Genomic DNA, 26,889 nt, shown 5'->3' on the forward strand with positions numbered 1-26,889 from the left:
CACAAGGAGTGAGCCATGATCCGACATATCCTGCTGATCGCCTTCAAGCCGGGCACCCAGCCTGCCCGGATAGATGCGGTGCGTACCGCCTTTCTCGCCATTCCCCATCAGGTCAGCGGCGTGACCGCCGTGGAGTGGGGTCGTGATGACAGCCCGGAGGGGCGAGCCGAGGGGTTTACCCACAGCGTGCTGATGACCTTCGCCGACGAAGCGGCCCGCCAGCGCTATCTGCCCCATCCTGATCACGATGCCCTCAAGGCCATCTTCCGCCCTGTGCTGGAGCGCATCATAGTGCTGGATTACACCCTGCAGCCCGGTGATGCGGTTGCTGTCGGGGTTCCGTCATGATGAAGGATGAGCGCTGGTCTGCCATCCCGCCACTGCAGCGCGCACTGCTGGAATCAGTTATGAAACATGGCGCAGCCCATCCTGCGATTGATGCTGGGGTAGTAGTTGGGTCGCTCGCCAAGGGCAAGGCAGACAGGGTATCAGATGTCGATCTCTTGCTGCTGGCCGAGCCGGGCTTCCATAAGCAGGGAGACGAACTGGTGCGCACCATTGTGGGGGATCGGCCCATCTTTCACTGCTGGCAAGGAAGACATGAAGAGGTCTGTTCATACTGGCGCTTCATATTCCTCGACATGTCCAGCATCGAGATCCACATCCTTGATCGGGGGGCTGAGTTCCCCCTTGCCAAACCTTATTTGCCACTGTTCGATAAAACTTCCTCCCTTGGTGCGCTTGAGGTATCTGGCCCTGCCCCAAGCCATTGGGACTTTCCTGCCTATATGGCTGAAGGGGATGGCCTGGTGTGGGAGTTGTTCGATTGCCTCAAATGGGCGGAACGGGGCCAGCGTGGCTTGGTCAGGCATCATCTTCGCAAGCTGCTGGCCGAGATGGATAAAGACCCGAATATTGTGGATCGTGATTAACGCGGACAAGGAGAGAGTCATGTGGTTAGCCGTAATACAGCTGGTATCTGGCCGTCACTGGCAGGATAACCGGGAGCAGATCGCCGCCGAACTGGCGGCCTTGCCCAAAGAGCGGCCGCTGCTGGTGCTGCTGCCGGAGAACTTTGCCCTGTTTGGCGAACGACAGGGCTATCTGGATGGTGCCGAGGCAATAGGTGAGGGCCCGATCCAGCAGCAACTGGCTGAATGGGCCCGCGATTACGGCATCTGGCTGGTGGCCGGAGCCATGCCGACCACCATCGCAGATTCCGACCATATCCACACCAGCTCGCTGGTGTTTGACCCCAGCGGTGAGCTCAGGGGCCACTACCACAAGATCCACCTGTTCGACGTGGATGTGGCGGATAATCACGGTCGCTACCGTGAGTCGGAGACCTTCAGCCCGGGGGAAGCGCCTGTGTTGGTGGACTCTCCCTTTGGTCCCCTCGGCCTCTCGATCTGTTATGATTTGCGCTTTCCCGAGCTCTACCGTCAGTTGGCCCGTGCCGGTGCCCGCGTGCTGCTGGTGCCTGCAGCCTTTACCGCCGTGACCGGCGAGGCGCACTGGGAGCCGCTGCTGCGGGCTCGCGCTATCGAAAACCAGTGCTACGTAGTCGCTGCCAATCAGGGCGGCACTCACGAGACTGGGCGCCAGACCTGGGGCCACAGCATGGTGATCGACCCCTGGGGTCGGGTGCAGGCGAGCAAAGAGTCCGGGCGCGGCACAGTGCTGGCGAAGATGGAGCCCGGGCTTATCGACGAATTGAAACGCACCATGCCAGTGCTGCAACACGCCCGTTTGCTCTGATGGTGTGGTGAAAAATTGAAACGCAGCCGTTTGCCCGTGCTGGAGCATGCCCGTTTGTTGTGATGGTGTGGCTTGTTGCCAATCCGTCGGCAAGACGATTTAAAACAGCTCGTTACGAGAGTGGAGAAGAAGATTGAGTCTATTGAGCCAGGTTAGTGCCTCCCTGTTGGCCCCCAACGACCTCGACGAAGGGCGCCTGCAGCAGCTGCTCGGCAGCCTGATGAGCCATCAGGTTGAGTTCGGCGATCTCTATTTCCAGCGCAGCTGGCACGAGTCCTGGATGCTGGAAGATGGCATCGTCAAGGATGGCAGCTATAACATCGATCAGGGAGTCGGGGTGCGCGCCGTCAGCGGCGAGAAGACTGGCTTCGCCTACTCGGACGAGCTGAGCCTGCTGGCGCTGCAACAGTCGGTGACTGCCGCTCGCGGCATCGCCGCAGCAGGTGCTCACGGCAAGGTGAAGGCGTGGGCCCGCACCGAAGCGAACCTGCTCTATCCGGCCATGGATCCGCTGCAGACCCTCGACAAGCACCAGAAGATCGCCCTGCTGGAGCAGATGGACAAGTTCGCCAGAAGTCTGGATCCCGCCATCAATCAGGTGATGGCCTCCATCAGCGGCGTCTATGAAGAGGTGCTGGTGGCAGCCACCGACGGCACCCTGGCCGCCGATGTGCGTCCGCTGGTGCGTCTGTCGGTGACTGTGATCGCCGAGAAGGGCGATCGCCGCGAGCGTGGCAGTGCCGGTGGCGGCGGGCGCTTTGGTTACGACTGGTTCCTCGAACTGGACGGGCTGGAGAGCCGCGCTTTTGGCTATGTGCGTGAAGCTGTGCGCCAGGCACTGGTCAACCTGGAAGCCATCGACGCGCCAGCCGGTACCATGCCAGTGGTGTTGGGCTCCGGCTGGCCTGGCGTGCTGCTGCACGAGGCGGTAGGTCATGGTCTGGAGGGGGATTTCAATCGCAAGGGATCTTCCGCATTTGCTGGTCGCATCGGCGAGCAGGTGGCCTCCAAGCACTGCACCATCGTCGATGATGGCACCCTGCCGGGTCGGCGCGGCTCCGTCTCCATTGATGACGAGGGGACACCGGGTGGCTACAACGTGCTGATCGAGAACGGCATCCTAAAGGGTTACTTGCAGGACAAGCAGAACGCCCGTCTGATGGGCGTGCCACTCACCGGCAACGGGCGCCGCGAATCCTACGCCGCCATGCCGATGCCGCGCATGACCAACACCTACATGCTGGCGGGCCAGTATGATCCGGCGGAGATCATCGCTTCGGTGAAGAAGGGCATTTATGCCCCCAACTTCGGTGGCGGTCAGGTGGACATCACCTCCGGCAAGTTTGTCTTCTCCGCCTCCGAGGCCTACCTCATCGAGGATGGCAAGATCACCGCTCCCATCAAGGGCGCGACCCTGATCGGCAACGGCCCCGAGGCGATGAGCCAGGTCTCCATGGTGGGTAGCGACCTTGCGCTGGATCGCGGTGTCGGCATCTGCGGCAAGGAGGGGCAGAGCGTACCGGTCGGTGTCGGCCAACCCACCCTCAAACTGGATCAGCTCACCGTGGGTGGCACGTCGTAGGTTTGGGTTAGCCGCGCAGCGGCGTAACCCGACGCATTCAAACCCCGGCTCTTGCCGGGGTTTTGCTATTCAGGGGATCGCAGACAACAAAAAGCCCCGGTCGTTGGACCGGGGCTGGCGGGTGATTCGGTATCAGTTGACGGATATGGCGCGGGCGTCGATGAAATAGCGAGCGTTACCCTGTTTGTCGATCTGGATTTTGGCAACCAGCTGCTCTTGATCTTTATATTCCCAGCGTTGCTCGATCTTGGCGAGGGATGGGCTCGCAATCCCAACCACGTTCAGGTACTCGTGAAACAGGCTATGGCTCCCTATTTCGGTCAGCATCTTGTCCATCTGCATACTCTCCTGAAGTTGAGTGGGTATTCATCAACAAACCTATCAGCGTCCATCTGAATACAGTCTGTATGAAAAACAAACTAACTCATTTGTGTGTCAATAACATGATCAGGAACAAGATCAGTGCAGATCGTCAGGGACTTTTTGATACCGTTTTCAATCAGAGCCGGTGGGCTTCTGCGGCAACTGATCAAACGTGCCGGAAGCCTTTGGGAGCGCAGGTGCGGTTTGCACGGTCTGGCCGCCGTGGAAGACCGGATCCTGTGCCACTTCCTTGATGCCGTTGATGCAAAACTGCATACCCATGCAGACCAGCAGGAAGCCCATGATGCGGGTCATGGCGTCGATGCCGGTGGCACCCAGGATCTTGCAGACCGGATCCGCCAGCTTCAATACCCCCCAGCTGATCAGGCTCATCAGGGCAAACGCCGTTACCACACCGGCGTAGATTGTGAGGCGGTTGTACTCGTCAGGCAGCTCGGCAATCTGGGCGGCACCGCTTATCACCAGCGCCATGGTGCCCGGCCCGCACATGCTGGGCATGGTGAGCGGTACGAAGGCAATGCTCTGGTTTATATCGACCCCGCTCTGCTGGCTGGGGGCGGGGAACAGCATGCGAAAGCCGATAAAGCCGATGATGAGGCCACCGGCCAGGCGCAAGCCCGGAATGGAGATCCCGAACAGATCCAGGATCGAGGATCCGATAAAGAAGGTGATGCAGAGGGTGCAGAACAGATAGATGGCGGCCAGATTGACCTGACGGCGCACGTGTTCGCGCGACATCCCCTTGCTCAGTCCCAGCAGCAGGGTGGCCGTGGTGGGCGGGTTGACCATGGGCAGCAGCGCCAGCAAGGTGAGTAATACGACCTGAAAGAACATCTTGAGCCTCGGATAAAGAGTTGGAAGCCATGGGGCGATGCGGGTGGCAGGCCCCAGAGGGAGGCTATCTTATGCTGGCGAAACTGAACATAAGCAGTACAAAAAAGCCCCGGCAGATACCGGGGCTTGTTGTTCGGGTCAGGCCGCTTGCGGCGCTTGCTGCTGCCGGATGGCCCGTTGCTGGAACCAGAGCCAGAGACCGATGGCGAAACCCAGCACCGACAGGCTCACCACATAGTGGGAGGGGGCCAGCATGTCGCTCTTCATCCAGAGGGTCACCGCCATCGGGGTGAGGCCGCCGAAGATGGCGTAGGCCACGTTGTAGGAGAATGACAGACCGGAGAAGCGCACCACCGGGGGGAAGGCGTTGACCATCACGTAAGGCACGGCGCCGACAATCCCGACCGCAAAGCCTGCCAGCATGTAGAGCGGCACCAGCTGACTCGTACCGGCCGCCAGACCGTGATAGAAGGCGTAGCTGGAGCCCGCCAGCAGCAGGGAGCCGAACATGAAGGTGAGACCGCTGCCCAGCAGGTCGATCAGTCGACCATAGACGATGCAGCCGAGGGTCAGGGCCACGATGGCCAGCGAGTTGGCGGTCAGGGCGTCGGCCGGGCTGATGCCATAAACCTTCTGCAGATAGGTCGGGGTCATCAGGATCACCACCACGATCCCTGCGGAGAGCAGCCAGGTGAGCAGCATGGAGACCACCACGCTGCTCTTGTGGTTGCGCAGCACCGACTTGAGGGGCAGTTCGTCAGCCAGGGTCTTGTTGGCTTGCATCTCGGCGAAGACCGGGGTTTCGTGCAACCAGCGACGCAGGTACATGGCGACGATGCCGAAGATACCGCCGAGCAGGAAGGGCACTCGCCAGCCCCAGTCACTCACTTCGGCCGGGGTCAGGCTCTTGTTGACCGCAGTGGCGATCAGGGAGCCGAGCAGGATACCTGCCGTCAATCCCGCCGTGAGCGTGCCGCAGGCGACCCCGACCCGACGGGCAGGGACGTGCTCGGCGACAAACACCCATGCGCCGGGCACTTCACCGCCGATAGCGGCGCCTTGCAGGATCCGCAGTCCCAGCAAGGCGATGGGGGCGCCGATGCCGAGCACTGCATAGGTGGGCAACAGACCGATCAACAGGGTCGGCAGCGCCATCATGATGATGCTAAGGGTGAACATCCGCTTGCGACCGATGAGATCACCAAAGTGGGCCATGATGATACCGCCGAGCGGGCGGGCCAGATAACCGGCGGCGAAGATGCCGAAGGTCTGGAACTGGCGCAGCCACTCGGGAATGTCGGCTGGGAAGAACAGCTCGCCGATGACCACGGCGAAAAAGACGAAGATGATGAAGTCGTAAAACTCCAGCGCACCGCCGAGGGCAGCCAGACTCAGGGTTTTGTAATCCTGTCGATTGAGGGGGCGGGCGTGATCGTGTTGTTGTATGGTCGTGGTCATATCCGTATGTTTCCCATCGGTTTTTTTAGTTATTGTCGCCCCGTGCAAGGGGCATATACAGGTGATCGAGAGTATGCTGCCTGCCTCTTGTGTGTAAATCGCGCAATTCGCAACACTGTCTTGCATCTTTTTGGGGCAATCCGAATGCCCCGCTGGCGGAGGAATGATGGAAAAGAAACGGGTACTGCTCTCCTGGAGCAGCGGCAAGGATTGCGCATGGGCATTGCATCAGTTGCGGCAAGATCCCGCCATTGAGGTGGTGGGGCTGTTCACCACCCTCAATCAGGCATTCGAGCGGGTGGCGATGCACGGGGTGCGCAAGCAGCTGTTGACCGAGCAGGCCGCCTGCGTCGGGCTGCCCCTCATCACCATCGATCTGCCTTGGCCCTGCAGCAACGAGGATTACGCCCGCATCATGACCGGCTTTATCGCTGATGTGGTGGCACAGGGGATCCGCCATATGGCCTTTGGCGACTTGTTCCTCGAGGATGTGCGCGCCTACCGTGAAAAGCAGCTGGCAGGTACCGGCATCGAACCACTGTTCCCGCTCTGGGGCAGCAATACCCGTGAACTGGCGCCGCAGATGGTGGCCGCTGGGTTGAAGGCGCGGATCAGTGCTCTCGACCCGAACAAGCTGGATGCCAGCCTGGGGGGCCACGATTTTGACGAGGCACTGCTGGCGGCGCTGCCGGAGGGGGTCGATCCGTGCGGCGAGAACGGCGAGTTTCACACCCTGGCCTATGATGGCCCCATGTTCTCCCGTCCGCTCGGCATTCGGGTCGGCGAGACAGTGCTGCGCGACGGCTTTGTCTTTACCGATCTGCTGCCAATCGAGGATTAATTATCGGGCGTCAAATGCTCCCTTTTGCAGGAGCATTCACAGATTTGAGAGGCGGGATGGGGGCACTATTGGCCCCCTCTTTTGATTCAAGATGACAACCTGCCTTATGAAACACATCTCTCGTCCGGCGCTGCTTGCCTCCTTGCTGGCTGCTGCCCTCTCTCTGCCTGTAGTCGCGGGTCAAGCCGCTACCGTTCAGCCGATCCCTGCCGGTGTCACCACCGTCACCTTGGCCCACCAGGCGCCAATCCACTGGGTATCAGTGGAGCAGATTGCCAAGAGCCTTGATGGATTGCCGCCGATGGCGGTCGGGTTTGATATCGACGATACCCTGCTCTTCTCCAGCCCGGGCTTTTATCGCGGCAAGCAGGAGTTCTCGCCCAACGACGAGAGCTATCTGAAGAACCCCGCCTTCTGGGAGAAGATGAACAATGGCTGGGATGCGTTCAGCATGCCGAAAGAGGTGGGCAAGGCGCTCATCGCCATGCATCTCAAGCGCGGTGACCATATCTATTTCGTCACCGGTCGCTCGGCTACCAAGACCGAAACCGTGAGCCAGACCTTGCAGCAGACCATGAATATTCCGGCCGACCAGCTCAATCCGGTGATCTTCGCCGGTGATCAGCCGGGCCAGAACACCAAGGTGCAGTGGCTCAAGGATAAGCAGATGAAGCTCTTCTACGGCGACGCCGACGGGGATATCAAGGCGGCGCAGGAGGTCGGCATTCGCGGCATTCGTCTGCTGCGGGCCGCCAACTCCAGCTATCGGCCACTGCCGTTGGCAGGGGCGCTGGGAGAAGAGGTGATCATCAACTCCCAGTTCTGATCCGGAGCGGATCCATGCAACAAGGGCGGGGCCATTGGCACCCGCCCTTTTTGCATCCGTTATTCAGCTCGGGTCACTCGTCTGCCCACGGCATCTCGGGCAGGCTGTCGAGGAACTCGCCGTAACGGGTCAGATTGAAGGGGCCCTGATCGGCCTCCATCGCCATCAGCTCGGCTCCGAGGGCGCAGGCGATATATTGCAGTGCCTCTTCCCGCGGGGTGCCCTTCATCACCAGCCGCATCAGAGTCGCCTTCACATGGGGCGGGTGACCATCGTTGAGCTGGTTCTCCACCATCTCCAGCAGCGCGTCTTCGTCAAAAAATTCCTGAGTGTCGTTCATGGGATATCCGCAACAGTGAATGTGGCGGCCAGTATAGCCTGAATGTGACTAACACCTTGAATGACCAGCGAATAAACAATCCGATGGGGAGGCCATTTGTTACCCATAATTAGGAGGAGTTTGCCAAGGCAAACAGGTTGGAACACAGATAACATGGATGGACACGCCTATGCCCACGATAGATTCCCTGCTGGCCGAGCCCAAGCTACTGCCCCAGATCCCGGAAGTGATGCGCGATTTGATCCAGACCTTCAATGAAAAGGATCCGGATCTGCTCAAGATCAGCAAGTTGATCAACAAGGACCCTGTCATCTCCGCCAAGTTGCTGCGCCTGGCCAACTCGGCCAAATTCGGCAGCAGTCGTCAGATCGGCACCGTCAATGAAGCCGCAGTGCGGCTGGGGTTGGCGATGGTGCGCAACATGGTGCTGGCCTGCGGGCTCACCGAATCGGTCACTGCGGTGCCCGGCATTGACCTCAAACATTTCTGGGGCTGCGTTTTCAACGTGGCTGAGCTGGCCCGTCGTCTGGCGGTGAAGAAGGGGATGAAGGGAGATGAGGTTTTTACCTGCGCCCTGCTCTACGATCTTGGCCGACTGGTGATGCATGTGGGCCTGCCGGAAAACACCGTCCATCACATTCACGATCTGGAGTTGCACAAGGGGCGGGCCAAGGCGGAAGAGCTGGTGGTCGGCTTCAACTATGCCCAGGTCGGGGCGGCCATGGCACGCTACTGGAAGTTCCCCGAGACCATCAGCAATGCGGTGGAGTATCACTACAACCCCATGCTGGCCAAGGAGTTCTCTCCCGAGGCCGGGTTGATCCATCTGGCGATCGTGCTGGCAGCACAATCCGATGTGGGTGAAGAGGCGCCTCCCGAGTGGCCCCACAAGGTGGCAGATGCGCTGGGGTTGAGCTGGGCCGATTGTGCCGCCCAGTTCACTGCGCTGCGCGAGCAGGGTAATGGCTATGCCGGATTGCTGGCTGCCTGAGCCCGTTTATCCCATCTCATCAGGGGCCAATATGGCCCCTTCTTTATGGCCGATGGTGCCACAGGCTTGCCAGCTCGGGAGTGACGGGGCACTCTTTGCCCTTCACTTTCCGTTTGAGAGCCCTTGCCATGATTGCCTCCTCCCGCCTGATCCTGCGCGAAATGATCGCCACCGACGCCCCCTTCATCCTTGAGCTGCTCAATGACGGCGACTTTTATCGCTACATCGGCGATCGGGGCATTCGCACCCTGGAGCAGGCGCAGGAGTATATCCAGCAGGGGCCGGCGGTCAGCTATGCCCGCTATGGTCACGGACTCTATCTGGTGGAGCGCAAGGAGGACGGTGCCAGCCTCGGTATCTGCGGTTTGATCAAGCGCGATACCCTGGAGCAGGTCGATATCGGTTACGCCTTCCTGCCGCAATATCGTGGGCATGGCTACGCTATTGAAGCGGCGCAGGCCGCTCTTGCCGATGGCAAAAGCCGATTGGGGATCGGGCAGGTGGTCGCCATCGTCACCCCGGGTAACGAGCGATCCATCGGCCTGCTGGCCAAACTGGGGTTGGTGCGCAGTCGACTGGTCAAATTGAGCGAAGATGCCGATGAGTGCCTGCTGCTGGAGCAGTGATCAAGGTCAGAGAGCGGGAAAGCGAATGGCGAGGTGGCTGTCAGGCTGAGTGACAAGCAAGAGCCCGGGTCTGGCTAAAGGCGTGAGAGAAGCAAAGAGGCCGCCGTGAGTTGCGGCCTGTCTGCATCGGGGGCTGCCGGAGGGCAGGCAGGATCAGTTGAGGTCTTCGATGGAGAACTCGCCAGCGATACCATCACAGGAGATGGCGAAACCGCCGCTGAAGCGGGTGCTGAACTGGATCAGAAACGCATCATTGTCGTGCTCTTGCACAGGTAGGTTGATGGGCTTGCTGCGACGCAGGGGCTTGTGTGTTTGTACTGCTTTCATCATGGTATTTCTCTATATAAATTAGGTGTTTGCTCCTTGTATTGGCAAATGTCAGGTCAATGGGCGCGGTCGATTGGGTGAACGACAAGCGCGCAGGAATACCCAGCCCGGTTAAGGGGCGTCTGCACTTTCAAGGAATATGCTGATGCATAAATCAAATTGGGTGGGCAGATCGGGTCTGCACCGTGAGAGCCGGGCAACGCAGGCAGACAGCCTGACGGTTCTCAAGGCGAGTAAATCAGAAGAAGGTTATGCGGGTACTGGCAGGATTCATCGTGAGGTGAAGCATTGCAGGGTAAACATAAACAGGGCTGATTAACTAGCCGACGCGCATTCTCTCCTCGAAATGAATAAAAAGCAAACAATAATTTGCCTATGTTGAAGTCAATACGCTTTTCCTCTGTGTAATCAAGGTGCTATCAGCAGTAAATATTCGCAACTATCCGCCATAACAAGAGGGCTCCCGACGGGAGCCCTCTCTCATTCTGCAATCAGCACAGTGGACCGACTCAGTAGTCGCCACAGGCCTTTTTGGCTGCCGTGATCATCGGGGTGATGGTCATGCCTTGCACCACGATGGAGAACATCACCACCGAGTAGGTCATCACCAGGATGACCTGACGCAGGTCGACGCCATGTTCCGGGATCATCATGACACCGGAGGGGAGTGCCAGTGCCATCGCCATCGCCAGACCACCGCGCAGGCCACCCCAGGTGAGGATCCGCACCGAGAAGGTGTTGTAATTGCGGAATCGGCGGAAAGCCACATAGGGCAGCGACACGCTGATAAAGCGGGCACCCAGGCAGAGCGGCACCGCAATGACCAGCAGGATCCAGTCACGCCAGGCGAGATCCAGCAGTACCAGCGCCAGACCGATCAGCAGGAACAGCAGGGCGTTGAGGAACTGGTCCATCAACTCCCAGAAGTGATCCAGGTGATGGCTGCTCTGCTCGGAGAAGCCGGAGTGACGGGTCCAGTTGCCGATCATGATGCCGGTGACCACCATGGCCAGTGCGCCGGAGACGCCGATCATGTTGGCAAAGGCGAAGCCGGCGGTCGGGATGCAGAGGGTCAGCAGCAGCTCCAATGAACCGTCATCGGTGGCGCTGATCATCACGTGGGCGATGAGGCCCAGCACGGCACCGAACAGGATGCCGCCGAGGGCTTCGTGCAGGAACAGACCGGCCACGCTACCGAAGGTGGGCTCGACACCGCCAAAGGCGACGGCAAACACGGTAGCGAAGATGACGAGGCCAACACCGTCGTTGAACAGGGATTCCCCTTCGATCTGGATGGCGATCTGGGGTGGCGCTTTCATCTTCTTGACGATGGCCAGTACGGCAATCGGGTCAGTGGGGGAGATCAGCGCGCCGAACAGCATGCAGTAGACCAGCGGCAACTCCCAGCCCAGCAGCTTGGCGATAAACCAGAAGCCGTAGCCGATGAGGAAGGTGGAGAGCAGGGTGGCAATGATGGCCAGAATGGTGATCTCCCACTTCTGGCTACGCAGCGCCTTGAGGTTGATGCCGAGGCCACCGGCGAACAGCAGGAAGCCCAGAATCCCCTTCAGCAGGAAGTTCTGGAAGTCGATGCTCTCCATGGTTTTGACGGCAAGAGGTTCCAGATTGAACCAACCCAGTTTGCCAAACAGCACCAGCAGTGCGGAGATCAGCATGGAGCCCGCAGTAATGGCGATGGTGGTCTGGATCTTCACAACATACTGGTTGGCAAAGGCGATAAAAATCGCCAACGCTGCCAGAAAACAGAGTGTGTAGTAGACGCTCATAGTTATTTTTTTCTCGTTGGTAGACAGCAAGCACGTATCCCTATGCAGGACGGGCATAGGTTACTCTCGGGCCCTATGTTACTCATTACCCATAAATGAGTATATGGTGGCGCATTTGGACTGATAGACGGCTAGATTTCCATTTTATTTGTTTGCTGTTAGGATGCTGTTTACGCAGTTGCATGGATGTAAGAGGAACACGCGGTGTCGAACGTAATGTCGAGCAGAGAGCCGAGCAAGCAGTCGGACGTAACAAAGAAGCTGGAAGCCTGCCTCAGGGAGCGGATCCTGATCATCGACGGGGCCATGGGCACCATGATCCAGGGCTACAAGCTGGGGGAGGCGGATTATCGGGGTGAGCGGTTTGCCGACTGGCATACCGACATCAAGGGCAACAACGATCTGCTGGTGCTGACTCGTCCGGCGGTGATCCGCGAGATCCACGAGCAGTATTGCGCTGCCGGGGCCGACATTCTCGAGACCAACACCTTCAACGCCACTCGCATCGCCATGGCCGATTACGAGATGGAAGCGTTTTCCGCCGAGATCAACCGTGAAGCCGCCCGTCTGGCCCGCGCCGTGGCAGACGAGTGGACGGCAAAAGATCCCGCCAAGCCGCGTTTCGTAGCAGGGGTGTTGGGCCCCACCAACCGCACCGCCTCCATCTCGCCGGATGTGAACGATCCCGGCAAGCGCAACGTCACCTATGACCAGCTGGTGGCTGCCTACACCGAATCGACCCACGCCCTGATCGAGGGCGGCGCCGACATCATACTGATCGAGACCATCTTCGACACCCTCAACGCCAAGGCCGCCGCCTTCGCGGTGGAAGGGGTGTTCGAGGCGCTGGGTTACAGCCTGCCGGTGATGATCTCCGGCACCATTACCGACGCCTCCGGTCGTACCCTCTCCGGCCAGACCACCGAAGCTTTCTACCACTCGCTGCGCCACGTCAAACCGGTATCGTTTGGCCTCAACTGTGCGCTGGGGCCGGACGAGCTGCGCCAGTATGTGGAGGAGTTGTCTCGCATCAGCGAGACCCATGTCAGTGCCCACCCCAACGCCGGTCTGCCCAATGCGTTCGGCGAGTACGACCTCGATGCCGTCGAGATGGCGGAGCATATCCGCGAGTGGGCCCAGAGCGGCTTTCTCAACCTGGTCGGCGGTTGCTGCGGCACCACCCCGACCCATATCCGCGCCATGGCCGACGCCGTGGCGGGCATCAAGCCGCGCATGCTGCCCGAGCTGCCGGTGGCCTGCCGTCTGTCGGGCCTCGAGCCGCTGATCATCACCCCCGAGTCCATGTTCGTGAACGTGGGTGAGCGCACCAACGTTACCGGTTCAGCCAAGTTCAAGCGGCTGATCAAGGAAGGGCTCTACGACGAGGCCCTAGACGTGGCCAAGCAGCAGGTGGAGAACGGCGCCCAGATCATCGACATCAACATGGACGAGGGGATGCTGGACGCCGAAGCGGCCATGGTGCGCTTCCTCAATCTCATCGCCGGTGAGCCGGATATCGCCCGGGTGCCTGTGATGATCGACTCCTCCAAGTGGGAGGTGCTGGAAGCGGGCCTCAAGTGCGTGCAGGGCAAGCCGGTGGTCAACTCCATCTCCATGAAAGAGGGGGAGGAGAAGTTCATCCAGCAGGCGAAACTGCTGCGCCGCTACGGCGCCGCCGTCATCGTGATGGCGTTCGATGAGGTGGGTCAGGCCGACACCCGCGCCCGCAAGTTCGAGATCTGCCAGCGCGCCTACCGGATCCTGGTGGATCAGGTCGGTTTCCCGCCGGAAGACATCATCTTCGACCCCAATATCTTCGCGGTGGCGACCGGCATCGACGAGCACAACAACTACGCGGTGGACTTCATCGAGGCGGTGAAGGACATCAAGACGCACCTGCCCCACGCCATGATCTCCGGCGGCGTCTCCAACGTCTCGTTTTCGTTTCGTGGCAACGAGCCGGTGCGCGAAGCCATTCACGCCGTCTTCCTCTACCACGCCATCAAGAACGGCATGGACATGGGGATCGTCAACGCCGGTCAGCTCGCCATCTATGAAGACATTCCGGCGGAGCTGAAAGAGAAGGTCGAGGCGGTGGTGCTCAACCTCAATGACAACGCCACCGAAGAGCTGCTGGCCATCGCCGAGAAGTATCGTGGTGCCGGTGCCCAGGCTGAGGATCCGCGGGATCAGGAGTGGCGCAGCTGGCCGGTGGGCAAGCGGCTGGAGCACGCGCTGGTCAAGGGGATCACCGACTTTATCGAAGAGGATACCGAAGAGGCACGCGCTGGCGCCGAGAAGCCGCTGCACGTCATCGAAGGGCCGCTGATGGATGGCATGAACGTGGTCGGCGACCTGTTCGGTGCGGGCAAGATGTTCCTGCCGCAGGTGGTGAAGTCGGCGCGGGTGATGAAGCGGGCGGTGGCCTATCTGCAGCCCTATATCGAGGCGGAAAAATCGGGCGGCTCCAGCAACGGCAAAATCGTGCTGGCGACCGTGAAAGGGGATGTGCACGACATTGGCAAGAACATCGTCGGGGTGGTGCTGCAGTGCAACAACTTCGAGATTGTCGACCTCGGGGTCATGGTCTCCTGCGAGACGATTCTCAAGACGGCGCGTGAGGTCGGTGCCGATATCATCGGGTTGTCGGGTCTCATTACCCCGTCGCTGGACGAGATGGTGCATGTGGCCAAGGAGATGGAGCGTCAGGGCTTCAAGCTGCCGCTGCTGATCGGCGGCGCTACGACCTCCAAGGCGCACACTGCGGTGAAGATCGAGCAGAACTACTCGGAGCCTGTGGTCTATGTCTCCAACGCCTCCCGCGCGGTGGGGGTGGCCCAGAGCCTGCTCAGCCCGGATCTGAAGGAGGCGTTTGTCGCCCGCATCGACAAGGAGTACGAGATTGCCCGGGATCAGCATGCCCGCAAGCAGCCGCGCTCCCGCCCAGTCAGTCTGGCCCACGCCCGCGCTAACCGGCATCAGCTGGATTGGGTTGGCTACCAGCCACCCAAGCCCCACGAGCTCGGGGTGCAGAAGTTCGAAGATGTACCCATTTCGGTGCTGCGCCCCTACATCGACTGGACGCCGTTCTTCCTCAGCTGGGAGCTGGCGGGCAAGTATCCGCGCATCCTCGAGGACGAGATCATTGGCGAGGAGGCGACCAAGCTGTTTGCCGATGCCAACGCCATGCTGGACCAGCTGGAAAAGGATCAGAGCGTGCGCTGCGCCGGGGTGATCGGTCTGTTCCCCGCCAACGCGGTAGGGGACAGCATCGAGGTTTACAGCGACGAGTCCCGCACCGAGGTCATCAAGGTGCTGCATCACCTGCGCCAGCAGAGCGAGAAGCAGGGCTTCCCCAACTACTGTCTGGCGGACTATGTGGCGCCGAAAGAGAGTGGCAAGCCCGACTGGATCGGCGCCTTCGCGGTGACCGGCGGCCTCGGTGAGGAGGCCATCGCCAAGGCCTACAAGGCGCAGCATGACGACTACAACGCCATCCTGATTCAGGCGGTGTGCGACCGTCTGGCCGAGGCCTTTGCCGAGTACCTGCACGAACAGGTGCGCAAGGTACATTGGGGTTATGCCCCGGACGAGGCCCTCAGCAACGAGGAGCTGATCCGCGAAAACTATCAGGGCATCCGTCCGGCGCCCGGTTATCCGGCCTGCCCGGAGCACACCGAGAAGGGGAGCATCTGGGAGCTGCTGGAGGTGGAGCAGGCTATCGGCATGCAGCTCACCGAATCCTACGCCATGTGGCCGGGGGCGGCGGTATCGGGCTGGTACTTCTCTCATCCCGAGAGCAAATACTTCGCGGTGGCGCAGATCCAGCAAGATCAGGTGGAAGATTACGCTGTTCGCAAGGGGATGACGCTGGCAGAGGCCGAACGCTGGTTGGGGCCAAACCTGAGCTGACTCCCGCGTGACACCGGTTGATCTTTAACGAGAAACGGCGGCATCCTTGCACGGGTTGAACAACCTGCGCAGAGCCGCCGTTTAACCTGTTGGTCACAGTGATGTGGTAGCGTGCGGTTTGGTGTGGTTTGTCTTGTTGTCAGGATAAACAATTGGCGTTGTCTTGGCGCTGTGGCACCTTATACTCTCCCGCCCCATCCTGCCCAGGCACAGCCTTCTAGCGGAATTGTCATGAAGATCGCCATTTTATCCCGTGAGCCGAAAAACTACTCCACCCGCCGTCTGGTCGAGGTGGCACAGGCGCGCGGTCATCAGGTAGAGGTGCTCGACACCCTGCGCTGCTATATGAATATCGCTTCCCACAACCCCTCCATTCACTACGAGGGTGGGGAGCTGGGAAGCTATGACGCCGTGATCCCCCGGATCGGTGCCAGCATTACCGCCTACGGTACCGCCGTGCTGCGCCAGTTCGAGATGATGAACACCATGGCCCTCAACAGCTCGGTGGCCATCAGTCGTTCCCGCGACAAGCTGCGGGCGATGCAACTGCTCTCCCGCCATGGCATCGGCCTGCCCATCACCGGCTATGCCCACAGCACCCACGACGTGCCCGACCTCATCACCATGGTGGGCGGGGCGCCGCTGGTGGTGAAGCTGCTGGAGGGAACCCAGGGGATTGGCGTGGTGCTGTGCGAGACCCAGAAAGCCGCCGAGAGTGTGATCGAGGCCTTTATCCAGACCAACAACAACATTCTGGTGCAGGAGTATATCCGCGAGGCCAATGGCGCCGATATCCGCTGTCTGGTGGTCAACGGCAAGGTAGTTGCCGCCATGCGCCGTCAGGCCCAGCCGGGGGAGTTTCGCTCCAACCTGCACCGTGGCGGCACCGCCGAGGCGATCAAGATCACCCCGGAAGAGCGCGCAACCGCGGTGCAGGCCGCCAAGATCATGGGGCTGGATGTGGCGGGGGTGGATATTCTGCGCAGCGCCCGTGGCCCGCTGGTGCTGGAGGTCAACTCCTCCCCCGGCCTGCAAGGGGTGGAAGCCGCCTCCGGCAAGGATGTGGCCGGCAAGATCATCGAGTTCCTCGAACTCAAGGCGAGCCGCAAGAACAAACCGGCGGAGTGAGCCTCAGGCTTGCATCCGTCAGATAGAAACAGGGCGCCCTCGGGCGCCTTGTTGCTATCTGGCTGGTGGGCAGCGGGCTTGCCGGGGAGTGTCTGTTGTCTCCCTTCTCCTTTGAATAGACGGGGGGAAGGGCCAGGGATGAGGGGGCTATGCCTTCGTGGGTTCGCTGGTGATCATCGCCAGCCGGGCGCTGAATACGCCATCCTCCAGCCGGGTATCGATCTGCCAGCCCAGCTTCTCGCAGATGCGCTGGATGATGGTGAGGCCGCAGCCGTAGCCGAGGATCTGATCCGGCGCCGCCGCCGTCGGGTTGCTGATGGTGAGCACCGGGCCACACAGTTCGATGTCGATATGTCCTTCGGCATAGCTCAGGGCATTTTTCAGCAGGTTGCCGAGGGCAATGGCGAGCAGGGAGAGGGGGGCGTTTACTTCGCTGCTCTCGTCCAGATTAAGCCGGATATCGAGTGCCTCCCGCTGCAACAGCGGAGCGAGGCGGGCCAGCTCCTGACGGATCAGCGGGGTCACCTGTTGCAGCGGTCGCTCCACAGCCTCCTTGCGGCCCAGCAGCAGGAAGGTCTCGGTGAGCAGTGCCATCTCGTCGGCGGCGGCGCGGATGCGGGTGGTGGCGCGGGCGGCCGGCGCGGGCAGATCCGTCACCTTGCCGAGCAGGGCCGCCGAGCCCTGGATCACCATGTTGGGGGTGCGCAGCTCGTGGCTGGCGAAGCGGCTGAACTCCTGTTCGCGGGCGAACACTGCACTCACCTCCTGCTTGCCAGCCAGCAGCGCCAGCTCGATATCCCGCAGCTCCTGCCAGGGGGCATCGGGCTCGAAATCCGCCTGATCCGGGGTGAGGTGGGCGACCCTCTGTTGCAGCCGTTGCAGCGGCCCCGTGATATGGCGCACCAGCCAGATGCCGAAGCCGAGGCAGCCCAGCAGCAGGGTCACCCCGATCAGCCGGGTCGCCAGATGCAGCTTGTCTTCGTAGGGGTCGAGGTAGTCGTCGGCGTCGTCGTTGAAGACCAGATAGAGCAGTCCCTCGCCGGAGGGGTGACGGGCCACCAGAAAGTGTTTGTCCTCCTTGCCCAGCTGATGCTCGAAAAAGCCGGGGGTCTGGTAGGGCTTCAGCCATTTCGGCAGGCGGCCCGCCTCGGTCCAGTAGCTGGAGAACTGTCTGGGGCTCGGGGCAGCGGCGGCCGGGCCGAGTCGCAGCCAGTCATCGCTATAGCGGGTCACTTCGGCTTCCAGCCAGTGGCGCAGGCTCAGCTCTTCCATCTTGTCCTCGGCCACCAGCATCAAGCCGGAGAGCAGGATCAGCAGCACCACCCCGGCGCCGCCGAGCGCCATGATCAGGCGGCGGCGCAGGCTCGGCAGGCTCATGCGCTCACCAGTCGGTAGCCCTGACCGTGCAGGGTCTCCAGCATGGGAGTGGGGAAGGGTTTGTCCAGCGCGTTGCGCAGGGCGTAGATATGGCTGCGCAGGGCATCGGAGTCGGGCTCCTCATCCCCCCAGACGGTGTCGAGTACCTCCTGACGGCTGACGATGGCGGGGGCGCGGCGGGCCAGCAGGGCGAGGATCTGGAACGGGATCTTGCCGAGTTTGAGGGGCTCACCGGCGCGGGTGGCGCGGCCGCTGGCGACATCGACCGTCAGATCGCCAAAGCTGATGGCCCCCACATCGCCGCGCGGGCCGCGCAGGCTCAGAGCTTGCAGCCGTACCTCCAGCTCCTCCATGGCGAACGGCTTGACCAGATAGTCATCCCCCCCCGCCTTGAAGCCTGCCAGCTTGTCTTCCAGGCTGTCGCGGGCGGTGAGAAACAGCACGGGAGTGGCAATCCCCTGCTCGCGCAGGCGCGCCACCGTGCTGAGGCCATCGAGGCGCGGCATCATCACATCCATGATGATGACGTCGAAACGCTGATCCTCCAGCAGTTGCAGCGCCGCCTGACCGTGATAGGCACAATCGAGGCGGTGACCGGCCAGCTCCAGATAATCCATGATGGTTTCCGCCACCTGAGGATTGTCTTCCACTACCAAAATCTTCATGCTTTGCTCTCCTGGTTGGCGAGCGTTTCACGCTCTTTTCACACCGGATTCGGCATCCTGTTTGCCAGTGTAACCCCGAGGATCCCTGATGAAGAAGTCTCTCTGCGCCCTTCTGCTGCTGATATTGTTGCCACTTGGCACCGCACAGGCGACCGAATTCAAACTGACCGGCCGCACCACCTGGCAGCTTGGCCAGTTGATGGTCAACGGCATGCCGTTCGTGATCGACGACCAGACTCGCTTCAAGGATTGGCTCAACGAGGATGATCTCGGTGGTACCTGGGTCGAGATGAAAGGGGTGGTTGAGAACGGCGTGCGCTATGTACGCAAGGTCGAAGCTCTCGACGAAGATGACAAGGACGAGATGGATCTGGAGGGGCCGGTGGAAGGGGGGCGGATCTGGGGCTACACCACCTCGGATAACAGTCTGGCGCCGTTTGAAGGGCGCTGGCTCGAGCTGGAGTGCAAGTTTGACGGCATGCGCCTGAGCCGCTGCCGCGAGGATGACTGATCCGATCTCTGCGTTCCGATTAGAAATGCTCCCGAATGAAGCCCATGCTTGTCCTGCATGGGCTTTTTGTTCAGGGACGAACGAAGATGGAACAATCGAGAAAGTGGTGTGCATGGATGCTGGGTGTGCCGCTCTGGGCGGCGCAGGCGGGAGCCGACGAATTGTGGCTGGTGGAGCTGGAGCACAGCGATGGCATCCGCCTGCAATTTCAGGGGGCCGAAGTGGAGCAGGGCAGTGCCGCCGTCTGGCGGCAGGGGGAGATTTGGCCGCAGCCACTCAAACCCGGCGACCAGCTCGCCCTGCTGGTGGCCGATGGCGTTGCCACCCGGATTGAGCTGCTGACCGCCAGAGCTCCGCTGGCCAATCAGCCCTGGCAGCGGGCGCAAGATCGCCTGCAATCCTTCGATGAACGGCAGCTCACGCTGGCCACCCTGGGCACTGTGCCACTCAATCCACAGGTGCGCTGGGTCAACGGTTCGGCCGCCGATCTGCATGCCGGGAGCGAGCTGGTATTGATCCGTTCGGCGGATGGAATATTGCAGGGAATTGAAGTGATCAATCCGGAAGAGTAATTCAGCATCTTCTTATTTAATATAGTTTCACCATATTGTGGCAGCCATTAAATAATGGCTGCCACAATATTTATGAGTTATTCCTCAATAAAGTCATCGCTCTAATTATTTTCCTGTATCACCATTATTTTGTTTGTCATGGATATTTTTTGGTGGTTTATTTTATTTGTGTCAGGTTTTGTCGGAGTCCATACCTGTCAAATGAAAAAGGATATTTCTACACAATAACAATTATCGTATGTCTGAAAGAGGGATAAATGATGAATAGAATAATTACCGCCAATCTGGCGTTTTTGGCGTCTTCATTGATGCTCGCTCAGGTGCAGGCGGCTGAGCCTGTCTACCCTGATCAGGTCAAGTGGGCGGGTCTTGGGACGGGCGTCTGTGCCAGTGGTTATCGTCCTCTGACCCGCGATGAAGCCATGAGTATCAAGGGTAATCTGGTCAGCCGCATGGGGCAGTGGCAGATCACCGGGCTGGCTGATCGCTGGGTGATTATGGGGCCGGGATATAATGGCGAAATCAAACAGGGCACTGCCGGAGAAACCTGGTGTTATCCCAACTCACCGGTTTCCGGAGAAATACCAACACTCTCTGGCTGGAATATTCCGGCGGGTGATGAGGTCGATGTGCAATGGCGGCTTGTCCACGACAATGATTATTTTATCAAGCCAGTCAGTTATCTCGCTCATTATTTGGGATACGCCTGGGTAGGTGGAAATCATAGCCCCTATGTCGGGGAAGATATGGATGTTACCCGGGTTGGCGATGGCTGGCTGATAAAGGGAAATAATGACGGCGGCTGCTCCGGATATCGTTGCGGGGAGAAGAGCTCCATCAAGGTAAGCAACTTCTCATATACCCTGGAACCCGACTCCTTCAGCCATGGTCAGGTCACCGAGAGCGGCAAGCAGCTGGTCAAGACCATCACGGCCAATGCGACCAACTACACGGATCTGCCCCAGCAGGTGGTGGTGACCCTGAAGTACGACAAGGCCACCAACTGGTCGAAGACCGACACCTACAGTCTGAGCGAGAAGGTGACCACCAAGAACAAGTTTCAGTGGCCGTTGGTGGGGGAAACCGAACTGGCCATCGAGATCGCAGCGAGCCAGAGCTGGGCCTCCCAGAAAGGGGGCTCGACGACCGAGACCGTCTCGGTTGAAGCGCGCCCCACGGTGCCGCCTCACTCCAGCCTGCCGGTGCGGGTTGCTCTCTACAAGTCCAACATCTCCTACCCCTACGAGTTCAAGGCCGAGGTCAATTATGACCTGACCATGAAGGGCTTCCTGCGTTGGGGCGGCAATGCCTGGTATACCCATCCGGAGAATCGTCCGACCTGGGAGCACACCTTTGCCGTCGGCCCGTTCCGCGACAAGGCGAGCAGCATCCGCTACCAGTGGGACAAGCGTTATATCCCGGGTGAAGTGAAGTGGTGGGACTGGAACTGGACCATCAGCGAGTATGGTTTGTCGACCATGCAGAATAACCTGGGTCGTGTGCTGCGCCCGATCCGTTCGGCAGTGACCGGTGACTTCTATGCCGAGAGCCAGTTTGCCGGCGATATCGAAATCGGTCAGCCCCAGACCTGTTCCGCGAAGGCTGCCCAGTTGCGCAGTGCCTCTACCGATGAGGTGGCGCTTACCGGTGTGGATCTGGACAGCGAGGCCCTTGCCAACGAAGGGTTTGGCAATGTATCCCTGACCATAGTTCCGGTTCAATAACCTCACTCGCAGGCCCCTTTCATAGGGGCCTGTTTCTGTTCTGCGCAAGACGATGCACTTGCCCTGCGCCCCTCGATTTTCCCTCTTTTTCTCCTCTTGTCCCTGAATGATCACAGCGGGAACCTGTGGCGTGCCAAGGTGATGCCAACGCAGATTTGACCTCTGTTTGGGGTGGCCCCGTGAGCGAGGCATCGTTCACTCATTTGTTGAAAGAGGCGTGTTGGCCAGATTGTTAACGGCTTGTGCTTTAAATTTTCCCCCTTATACTGGCGCCATCTTGTCGGAGTGCTGACCGTCGAACGACGCGAAGCTGAGACCGTTAATTCGGGATCCGTGGAACCTGATCAGGTTAAAACCTGCGAAGGGAACAAGGGTAACTTGCGGGTTACCGCGCCGGAGGAGGGACAAGCCTCTTCCGCTCATCGAAGGGATCATCCTTGATGGGTCAGGGCGCACAGGAGGGAGTCTGTCCCGTCCGGTTGTCCAGCACGTGGGGCGCCTTGCCACAGCGTGCAGAGAGCGGAAAGCGGCAGAACAACAGCGCGGAGATCTATCCCGCACGCACTCCCTCCCGAGATAAACACCCCGCCGCAAGTTCATCTTCTCCTCGAACTCCAGACAAGCAAACACCCATAACTTCAACCAGTTAATGTGAGTTTTGCTATGTCTACTTCCGTATCTGATATCACCAAATCCAGCCGCCGCGAGCAGCGCTCCAGCGCTCAGGCCTTTATCGACAGCCTCAAGGGGATGGCTCACCCCAACTCCCGTCGCATCTTTATCGAAGGCTCCCGCCCCGATATTCGTGTTCCCCTGCGGGAGATCCAGCTGGCTGATACCTTCGTCGGCGGCACCAAAGAAAATCCCCAATTCGAACCCAACGAGCCGATTCCGGTCTATGACACCTCTGGCCGTTACGGAGAGGAGGGGGGCGCCATCGACGTGCGCCGCGGCCTGCCGTGCTTGCGGGAGAACTGGGTGCTGGAGCGCGATGATACCGACGAACTGCCGGGGCTCAGCTCCACCTTCACTCAGGAGCGGCTGGCCGACGAGGGGCTGGATCACCTGCGCTTCGAACATCTGCCCAAGCCGCGCCGCGCCAAGCCGGGTCGCCGGGTCACCCAGCTCCACTACGCCCGTGCCGGCATCGTGACTCCCGAGATGGAATTTATCGCCATTCGCGAGAACATGGGTCGCGAGCGAGTGCGCTCCGAGCTCTTGCGTACCCAACATCCGGGCCGCGATTTTGGTGCCCGTTTGCCCCAGAACATCACCCCTGAATTTGTCCGTGATGAGGTGGCCGCCGGTCGCGCCATTATCCCCAGCAACATCAACCACCCGGAAGCGGAGCCGATGATCATCGGCCGCAACTTTCTGGTGAAGATCAACGCCAACATCGGCAACTCGGCGGTCACTTCCAGCATTGAGGAGGAGGTCGAAAAGCTGGTCTGGTCCACCCGCTGGGGCGCCGACACTGTCATGGATCTCTCCACCGGCCGCTATATCCACGAGACCCGCGAGTGGATCCTGCGCAACAGCCCGGTGCCCATCGGTACCGTGCCCATCTATCAGGCGCTGGAGAAGACCAACGGCATCGCCGAAGACCTCACCTGGGAGCTGTTCCGCGACACCCTGCTCGAACAAGCCGAGCAGGGGGTGGACTACTTCACCATCCACGCCGGCGTCTTGCTGCGCTTTGTGCCGATGACCGCCAAGCGCCTCACCGGCATCGTTTCGCGCGGCGGCAGCATCATGGCCAAGTGGTGCCTCTCCCACCACAAGGAGAACTTCCTCTACCAGCACTTCCGCGAAATCTGCGAGATCTGCGCCGCCTATGACGTGGCGCTGTCGCTGGGCGACGGTCTGCGTCCGGGCTCCATCTATGACGCCAACGACGAGGCTCAGTTCGCCGAGCTGCGCACTCTGGGCGAGCTGACCAAGATCGCGTGGGAGTACGACGTACAGGTGATGATCGAGGGGCCGGGTCACGTGCCGATGCACATGATCGAGCGCAACATGACCGAGCAGCTGGAGCACTGCCACGAGGCGCCGTTCTATACGCTGGGCCCGCTCACCACCGACATCGCCCCGGGTTACGATCACTTCACCTCCGGCATTGGCGCCGCGCTGATCGGCTGGTACGGCTGCGCCATGCTCTGCTACGTCACCCCCAAGGAGCATCTGGGGCTGCCCAACAAGGAGGATGTGAAGCAGGGGCTGCTTACCTACAAGATCGCCGCTCACGCCGCCGATCTGGCCAAGGGTCACCCGGGGGCCCAGATCCGCGACAACGCCATGTCCAAGGCGCGCTTCGAGTTCCGTTGGGAGGATCAGTTCAATCTGGCGTTGGATCCCGACACCGCCCGCGCCTACCACGACGAAACCCTGCCGCAGGAGTCCGGCAAGGTGGCCCACTTCTGCTCCATGTGCGGGCCCAAGTTCTGCTCCATGAAGATCACTCAGGACGTGCGTGACTATGCCGCCAAGCTTGAGGCTGTGGAGATCAAGCTGGTCGGTATGGATGGCCAGCAGGAGCAGGTGGTGGCTCAGGTGGAGAGCGGCATGGCCCGCATGGCTGAGACTTTCAAGGAGACCGGCGGCGAGATCTACCATCAGGCTGCGGCGCTGAAACAGGCCGCAGGGGAGGAGGCGTGAGCAGCGCAAGCGGGGCTGTCAGCCCCGCCGATCAGCTGCCTGTGACGGACTCGCGTCCTGTGGTCTGGACTATTGCGGGTTCAGACTCCGGCGGTGGCGCCGGCATTCAGGCCGACTTGCACACATTGCACGACCTTGGCGTGCACGGCTGTTCGGTTATCTCCGCCATTACCGCCCAGAACTCGGTGGCGGTGAAGATGGTTGACCCCGTGCTGATGCAGACCTTCACCGCCCAGATCGACGCCCTCGGCGTCGATCTGCCGCCTGCCGCCATCAAGATCGGCCTGCTGCCGACCCGGCTTCACGTCGAAGTGCTGGCCCGCCGACTGGCAACTATTGAGAGTCCCTGCGTGGTCTACGATCCGGTGGCCATCGCCAGCACCGGCACCCCGATGGCGGAGCCCAATATGCTGGAGGCAGTGCGCGAGCAGCTGTTGCCACGTCTGTCGCTCATCACCCCCAACGGCCCCGAACTGGAGGCCCTGACCGGCTTGCCGGTCAGCAGCCCCGAGCTGGTGCGCCTCGCCGCCCGCCGTCTGCGTGAACTCGGCGCCCGCGCCGTGCTGGTCAAGGGCGGCCATCTGGAGTGGAGCGGCGATCTCTGCCTCGACTACTACCAGGATGAGACCCGCGAATTCTGGCTCGCCGCGCCGCGTCTGAATACCCGCCACGGCCATGGCACCGGCTGCTGTTACGCCAGCGCCATCGCCGCCGTGGTGGCGCAGGATTATCCGGTGGAAGATGCCATTACCCTCGCTCGAGCCTACCTGCAACAGGGGCTGGCGGCGGCGCAGGGAGTGGGGGCAGGCCCTGGGCCCATCGCCCATCTTGGCTGGCCAGCCGATCTGGCCCACTTCCCCCGTGCCGTGCTGGCGGGCTCAATGCTCGATCGTCGTTTCGGGCTCTATGAGACAAGCAGTGCCCGCCTGCCGCAGGGCCCTTTTGCCGCAACCGAACAGCATCTGGGCCTCTATCCGGTGGTGGACTCGGTCAAGTGGCTGCGCCGCCTGCTGGGGCAGGGGGTCAAGACCATCCAGCTGCGGATCAAGAATCTGTCCGCCGCCCAGGTGGCACCGGCCATTCGTGATGCGGTAGAGCTCGGTCGCCACCATGGGGCGCGGCTCTTTATCAACGACTACTGGCAGCAGGCCATCGAGGCGGGCGCCTGGGGCGTGCATCTGGGGCAGGAGGATATGGAGACCGCCGATCTCGCTGCCATTCAGGCGGCCGGGCTACGCCTTGGCATCTCCACCCACGGCTACTTCGAGCTGATGCGGGCCCGCGAGCTGGCCCCCTCCTATATTGCGCTGGGTCATATCTTTCCGACCAACACCAAGACGATGCCTTCGCGCCCGCAGGGGCTGCTGCGGCTGCATCGATACTGCGCCCTGATGGCGGAGTGGCCGACGGTGGCCATCGGCGGCATCAGCGAGGAGCGGGTGGCGGCGGTCAAGGCAAGCGGGGTCGGCAGTATCGCGCTGGTCTCGGCCATCACTGCCAGCGACGACTGGCAGGGGGCGACCGAACGGCTGCTCGCGGCAGTGGGGGCGGGGGATGAGCCACGCTCGGCCACCGTTATACGGGAGGCAGAACATGCGCTCTGATGCTGCTTCTCTTAGTGACAAAGAGTATCTGCGATACGGCCGCCAGCTGATGCTGGCGGAAGTGGGCGAAGCAGGGCAGGCACGGCTGAAAGATAAGTCTGTGCTGATCGTGGGCTTGGGCGGGCTCGGTTCGCCGCTTGCCCTCTATCTGGCCGGGGCCGGTGTGGGCACCTTGTGGCTGGCCGATGGCGATACGGTCGATTCCAGCAACTTGCCGCGCCAGATCCTGTTCGATAGCGAGGCGGTCAACCACTCCAAGGCGGAGCTGGCCCGTGAGCGCCTGGCCGCCCACAACCCGCTGGTGGAGCTGATTGCCATTAACCAGCGGCTCGATGCCGCCAGCCTGCCGGAGTTTGTGGCCGAGGTGGATCTGGTGATCGACTGCTGCGACAACCTCGCCACCCGCCAGGCCATCAACGCCGCCTGCGTGGCTCAGGGCAAGCCCTGGATCTCCGCCGCCGCAGTGGGGTGGCAGGGGCAGCTGATGGCGCGCACCAGCAGTGAGCACGCCTGTTACGCCTGCCTCTATCCGCAGGATACCAAGGTGAGCCAGAGCTGTGAGACCAGCGGCGTCACCGGCCCGCTGGTCGGGGTGATGGGCTCTTTGCAAGCGCTGGAGACACTGAAACTGCTGCTCGGGATGCCTAGCCCGGTCGCCGGCACATTGCGCCGCTTCGATGCCCTGAGCCATCAGTGGCAGACCCTCACTCTGGCCCCGGATCCCGATTGTCCGGTTTGCGGACAGCGCCGATGCCCGACAGACGATAAGGAGATCACCCCATGACCCTCACCATCCGACTCAACGATAAAGCCCAGCAGCTGGCGGCAGGGCAGAGCGTGGCCGACCTGCTGGCCGCGCAGGGGGTCAGTCCCCAAGGAGTAGCGGTGGCCCTCAACGGAGCCGTGCTGCCCCGTGGCCGCTGGGCCGAGACCCGTCTCAATGACGGGGATGAACTTCACCTCTTCACTGCCATTGCAGGAGGCTGA

The 26,889-nt window shown here is 61.0% G+C and carries 25 protein-coding genes and 1 riboswitch; of the genes, 17 read left to right on the forward strand and 8 right to left on the reverse strand.

Features of this window, described 5'->3' with window-relative positions; translation table 11 throughout:
• The first annotated feature begins 15 nt into the window (after positions 1–15).
• From I6L47_RS15830 to tldD, 4 genes are all read left to right on the forward strand, one after another.
• Positions 16–348 (forward strand): Dabb family protein, encoded by a 333-nt coding sequence (locus I6L47_RS15830; RefSeq protein ID WP_199428136.1) that lies wholly within the window; start codon positions 16–18, stop codon positions 346–348.
• Positions 345–932: a nucleotidyltransferase domain-containing protein gene (locus tag I6L47_RS15835; protein WP_216947834.1), complete on the forward strand. Its 588-nt coding sequence runs from the start codon at positions 345–347 to the stop codon at positions 930–932. Before I6L47_RS15830 ends, I6L47_RS15835 begins: the two co-directional genes overlap by 4 nt.
• A gap of 19 nt (positions 933–951) precedes the next feature.
• Complete coding sequence (locus I6L47_RS15840; protein WP_216947836.1) at positions 952–1,758, forward strand: carbon-nitrogen hydrolase family protein; 807 nt, start codon at positions 952–954, stop codon at positions 1,756–1,758.
• A 133-nt stretch (positions 1,759–1,891) separates the two neighbouring features.
• Entirely contained in the window at positions 1,892–3,340 is a 1,449-nt protein-coding gene (gene tldD / locus I6L47_RS15845) for a metalloprotease TldD (protein WP_026035085.1), read from the forward strand.
• Between the two features lie 132 nt (positions 3,341–3,472).
• On the opposite strand, the gene I6L47_RS15850 is transcribed toward tldD, so the two are convergent.
• The 3 genes from I6L47_RS15850 to I6L47_RS15860 form a co-directional block, all read right to left on the reverse strand.
• A complete protein-coding gene (locus I6L47_RS15850) occupies positions 3,473–3,676 on the reverse strand; it encodes a hypothetical protein (RefSeq protein WP_005340062.1) in 204 nt (67 codons plus the stop codon).
• A 159-nt stretch (positions 3,677–3,835) separates the two neighbouring features.
• Complete coding sequence (locus tag I6L47_RS15855) at positions 3,836–4,558, reverse strand: MarC family NAAT transporter (protein ID WP_005348656.1); 723 nt, start codon at positions 4,556–4,558, stop codon at positions 3,836–3,838.
• Between the two features lie 138 nt (positions 4,559–4,696).
• Positions 4,697–6,016, reverse strand: a complete 1,320-nt coding sequence (locus tag I6L47_RS15860) for an MFS transporter (RefSeq protein ID WP_216947838.1) — start codon at positions 6,014–6,016, stop codon at positions 4,697–4,699.
• Between the two features lie 166 nt (positions 6,017–6,182).
• On the opposite strand from I6L47_RS15860, the gene I6L47_RS15865 reads away from it, so the two are divergent.
• Both I6L47_RS15865 and aphA read left to right on the forward strand, forming a co-directional pair.
• Positions 6,183–6,857 (forward strand): ATPase, encoded by a 675-nt coding sequence (locus I6L47_RS15865; RefSeq protein WP_019446503.1) that lies wholly within the window; start codon positions 6,183–6,185, stop codon positions 6,855–6,857.
• Between the two features lie 106 nt (positions 6,858–6,963).
• Positions 6,964–7,683, forward strand: a complete 720-nt coding sequence (gene aphA / locus I6L47_RS15870) for an acid phosphatase AphA (RefSeq protein ID WP_216947839.1) — start codon at positions 6,964–6,966, stop codon at positions 7,681–7,683.
• A gap of 73 nt (positions 7,684–7,756) precedes the next feature.
• Here aphA and I6L47_RS15875 read toward each other — a convergent pair whose 3' ends face one another.
• Positions 7,757–8,023, reverse strand: coding sequence for a hypothetical protein (locus I6L47_RS15875; protein WP_005340078.1), 267 nt, complete (start codon positions 8,021–8,023; stop codon positions 7,757–7,759).
• A gap of 169 nt (positions 8,024–8,192) precedes the next feature.
• Between I6L47_RS15875 and I6L47_RS15880 the strand changes: the two genes are divergently transcribed.
• Together I6L47_RS15880 and I6L47_RS15885 are read left to right on the forward strand one after the other, a co-directional pair.
• A complete protein-coding gene (locus tag I6L47_RS15880; RefSeq protein ID WP_019446506.1) occupies positions 8,193–9,014 on the forward strand; it encodes an HDOD domain-containing protein in 822 nt (273 codons plus the stop codon).
• Between the two features lie 128 nt (positions 9,015–9,142).
• On the forward strand, positions 9,143–9,640 hold the full coding sequence (locus tag I6L47_RS15885; RefSeq protein WP_216947840.1) for a GNAT family N-acetyltransferase: 498 nt from the start codon (positions 9,143–9,145) through the stop codon (positions 9,638–9,640).
• A 153-nt stretch (positions 9,641–9,793) separates the two neighbouring features.
• On the opposite strand, the gene I6L47_RS15890 is transcribed toward I6L47_RS15885, so the two are convergent.
• Positions 9,794–9,970: a hypothetical protein gene (locus tag I6L47_RS15890; protein ID WP_005340085.1), complete on the reverse strand. Its 177-nt coding sequence runs from the start codon at positions 9,968–9,970 to the stop codon at positions 9,794–9,796.
• A gap of 506 nt (positions 9,971–10,476) precedes the next feature.
• Positions 10,477–11,754: a sodium:proton antiporter gene (locus tag I6L47_RS15895; protein ID WP_021231596.1), complete on the reverse strand. Its 1,278-nt coding sequence runs from the start codon at positions 11,752–11,754 to the stop codon at positions 10,477–10,479.
• Positions 11,755–11,970: 216 nt separating this feature from the next.
• Here I6L47_RS15895 and metH point away from each other — a divergent pair, with 216 nt between their 5' ends.
• Complete coding sequence (metH, locus tag I6L47_RS15900) at positions 11,971–15,666, forward strand: methionine synthase (protein WP_216949367.1); 3,696 nt, start codon at positions 11,971–11,973, stop codon at positions 15,664–15,666.
• A gap of 231 nt (positions 15,667–15,897) precedes the next feature.
• Complete coding sequence (rimK, locus tag I6L47_RS15905; RefSeq protein WP_005340088.1) at positions 15,898–16,794, forward strand: 30S ribosomal protein S6--L-glutamate ligase; 897 nt, start codon at positions 15,898–15,900, stop codon at positions 16,792–16,794.
• A 147-nt stretch (positions 16,795–16,941) separates the two neighbouring features.
• On the opposite strand, the gene I6L47_RS15910 is transcribed toward rimK, so the two are convergent.
• The gene (locus tag I6L47_RS15910) at positions 16,942–18,171 is read right to left on the reverse strand and encodes a HAMP domain-containing sensor histidine kinase (RefSeq protein ID WP_216947841.1); all 1,230 of its coding nucleotides are present in this window, start codon (positions 18,169–18,171) and stop codon (positions 16,942–16,944) included.
• The gene (locus I6L47_RS15915; RefSeq protein WP_111900303.1) at positions 18,168–18,836 is read right to left on the reverse strand and encodes a response regulator transcription factor; all 669 of its coding nucleotides are present in this window, start codon (positions 18,834–18,836) and stop codon (positions 18,168–18,170) included. The genes I6L47_RS15910 and I6L47_RS15915 overlap by 4 nt, the downstream gene beginning before the upstream one ends.
• Before the next feature lie 88 nt (positions 18,837–18,924).
• Here I6L47_RS15915 and I6L47_RS15920 point away from each other — a divergent pair, with 88 nt between their 5' ends.
• The 7 genes from I6L47_RS15920 to thiS all read left to right on the forward strand — a co-directional run bounded on the left by I6L47_RS15920 (position 18,925) and on the right by thiS (position 26,889).
• Positions 18,925–19,347 (forward strand): hypothetical protein, encoded by a 423-nt coding sequence (locus tag I6L47_RS15920; RefSeq protein ID WP_005340092.1) that lies wholly within the window; start codon positions 18,925–18,927, stop codon positions 19,345–19,347.
• An 86-nt stretch (positions 19,348–19,433) separates the two neighbouring features.
• On the forward strand, positions 19,434–19,919 hold the full coding sequence (locus tag I6L47_RS15925; protein ID WP_216947842.1) for a hypothetical protein: 486 nt from the start codon (positions 19,434–19,436) through the stop codon (positions 19,917–19,919).
• A 260-nt stretch (positions 19,920–20,179) separates the two neighbouring features.
• Complete coding sequence (aerA, locus tag I6L47_RS15930; protein WP_216949368.1) at positions 20,180–21,643, forward strand: aerolysin AerA; 1,464 nt, start codon at positions 20,180–20,182, stop codon at positions 21,641–21,643.
• Positions 21,644–21,914: 271 nt separating this feature from the next.
• A riboswitch (TPP riboswitch) is annotated at positions 21,915–22,027 on the forward strand.
• 279 nt (positions 22,028–22,306) lie between these two features.
• Positions 22,307–24,298 (forward strand): phosphomethylpyrimidine synthase ThiC, encoded by a 1,992-nt coding sequence (gene thiC, locus I6L47_RS15935; RefSeq protein ID WP_302056602.1) that lies wholly within the window; start codon positions 22,307–22,309, stop codon positions 24,296–24,298.
• Complete coding sequence (gene thiE / locus I6L47_RS15940; protein ID WP_216947844.1) at positions 24,295–25,902, forward strand: thiamine phosphate synthase; 1,608 nt, start codon at positions 24,295–24,297, stop codon at positions 25,900–25,902. Before thiC ends, thiE begins: the two co-directional genes overlap by 4 nt.
• A complete protein-coding gene (locus tag I6L47_RS15945) occupies positions 25,892–26,686 on the forward strand; it encodes a HesA/MoeB/ThiF family protein (protein ID WP_216947845.1) in 795 nt (264 codons plus the stop codon). The genes thiE and I6L47_RS15945 overlap by 11 nt, the downstream gene beginning before the upstream one ends.
• Positions 26,683–26,889 carry a sulfur carrier protein ThiS gene (gene thiS, locus I6L47_RS15950; protein ID WP_128815977.1) on the forward strand — a complete coding sequence of 69 codons (207 nt, stop codon included), beginning with the start codon at positions 26,683–26,685 and terminating at the stop codon, positions 26,887–26,889. Before I6L47_RS15945 ends, thiS begins: the two co-directional genes overlap by 4 nt.

This window comes from Aeromonas sp. FDAARGOS 1417, assembly GCF_019046985.1.
Taxonomy (GTDB): Bacteria; Pseudomonadota; Gammaproteobacteria; order Enterobacterales; family Aeromonadaceae; genus Aeromonas; species Aeromonas veronii.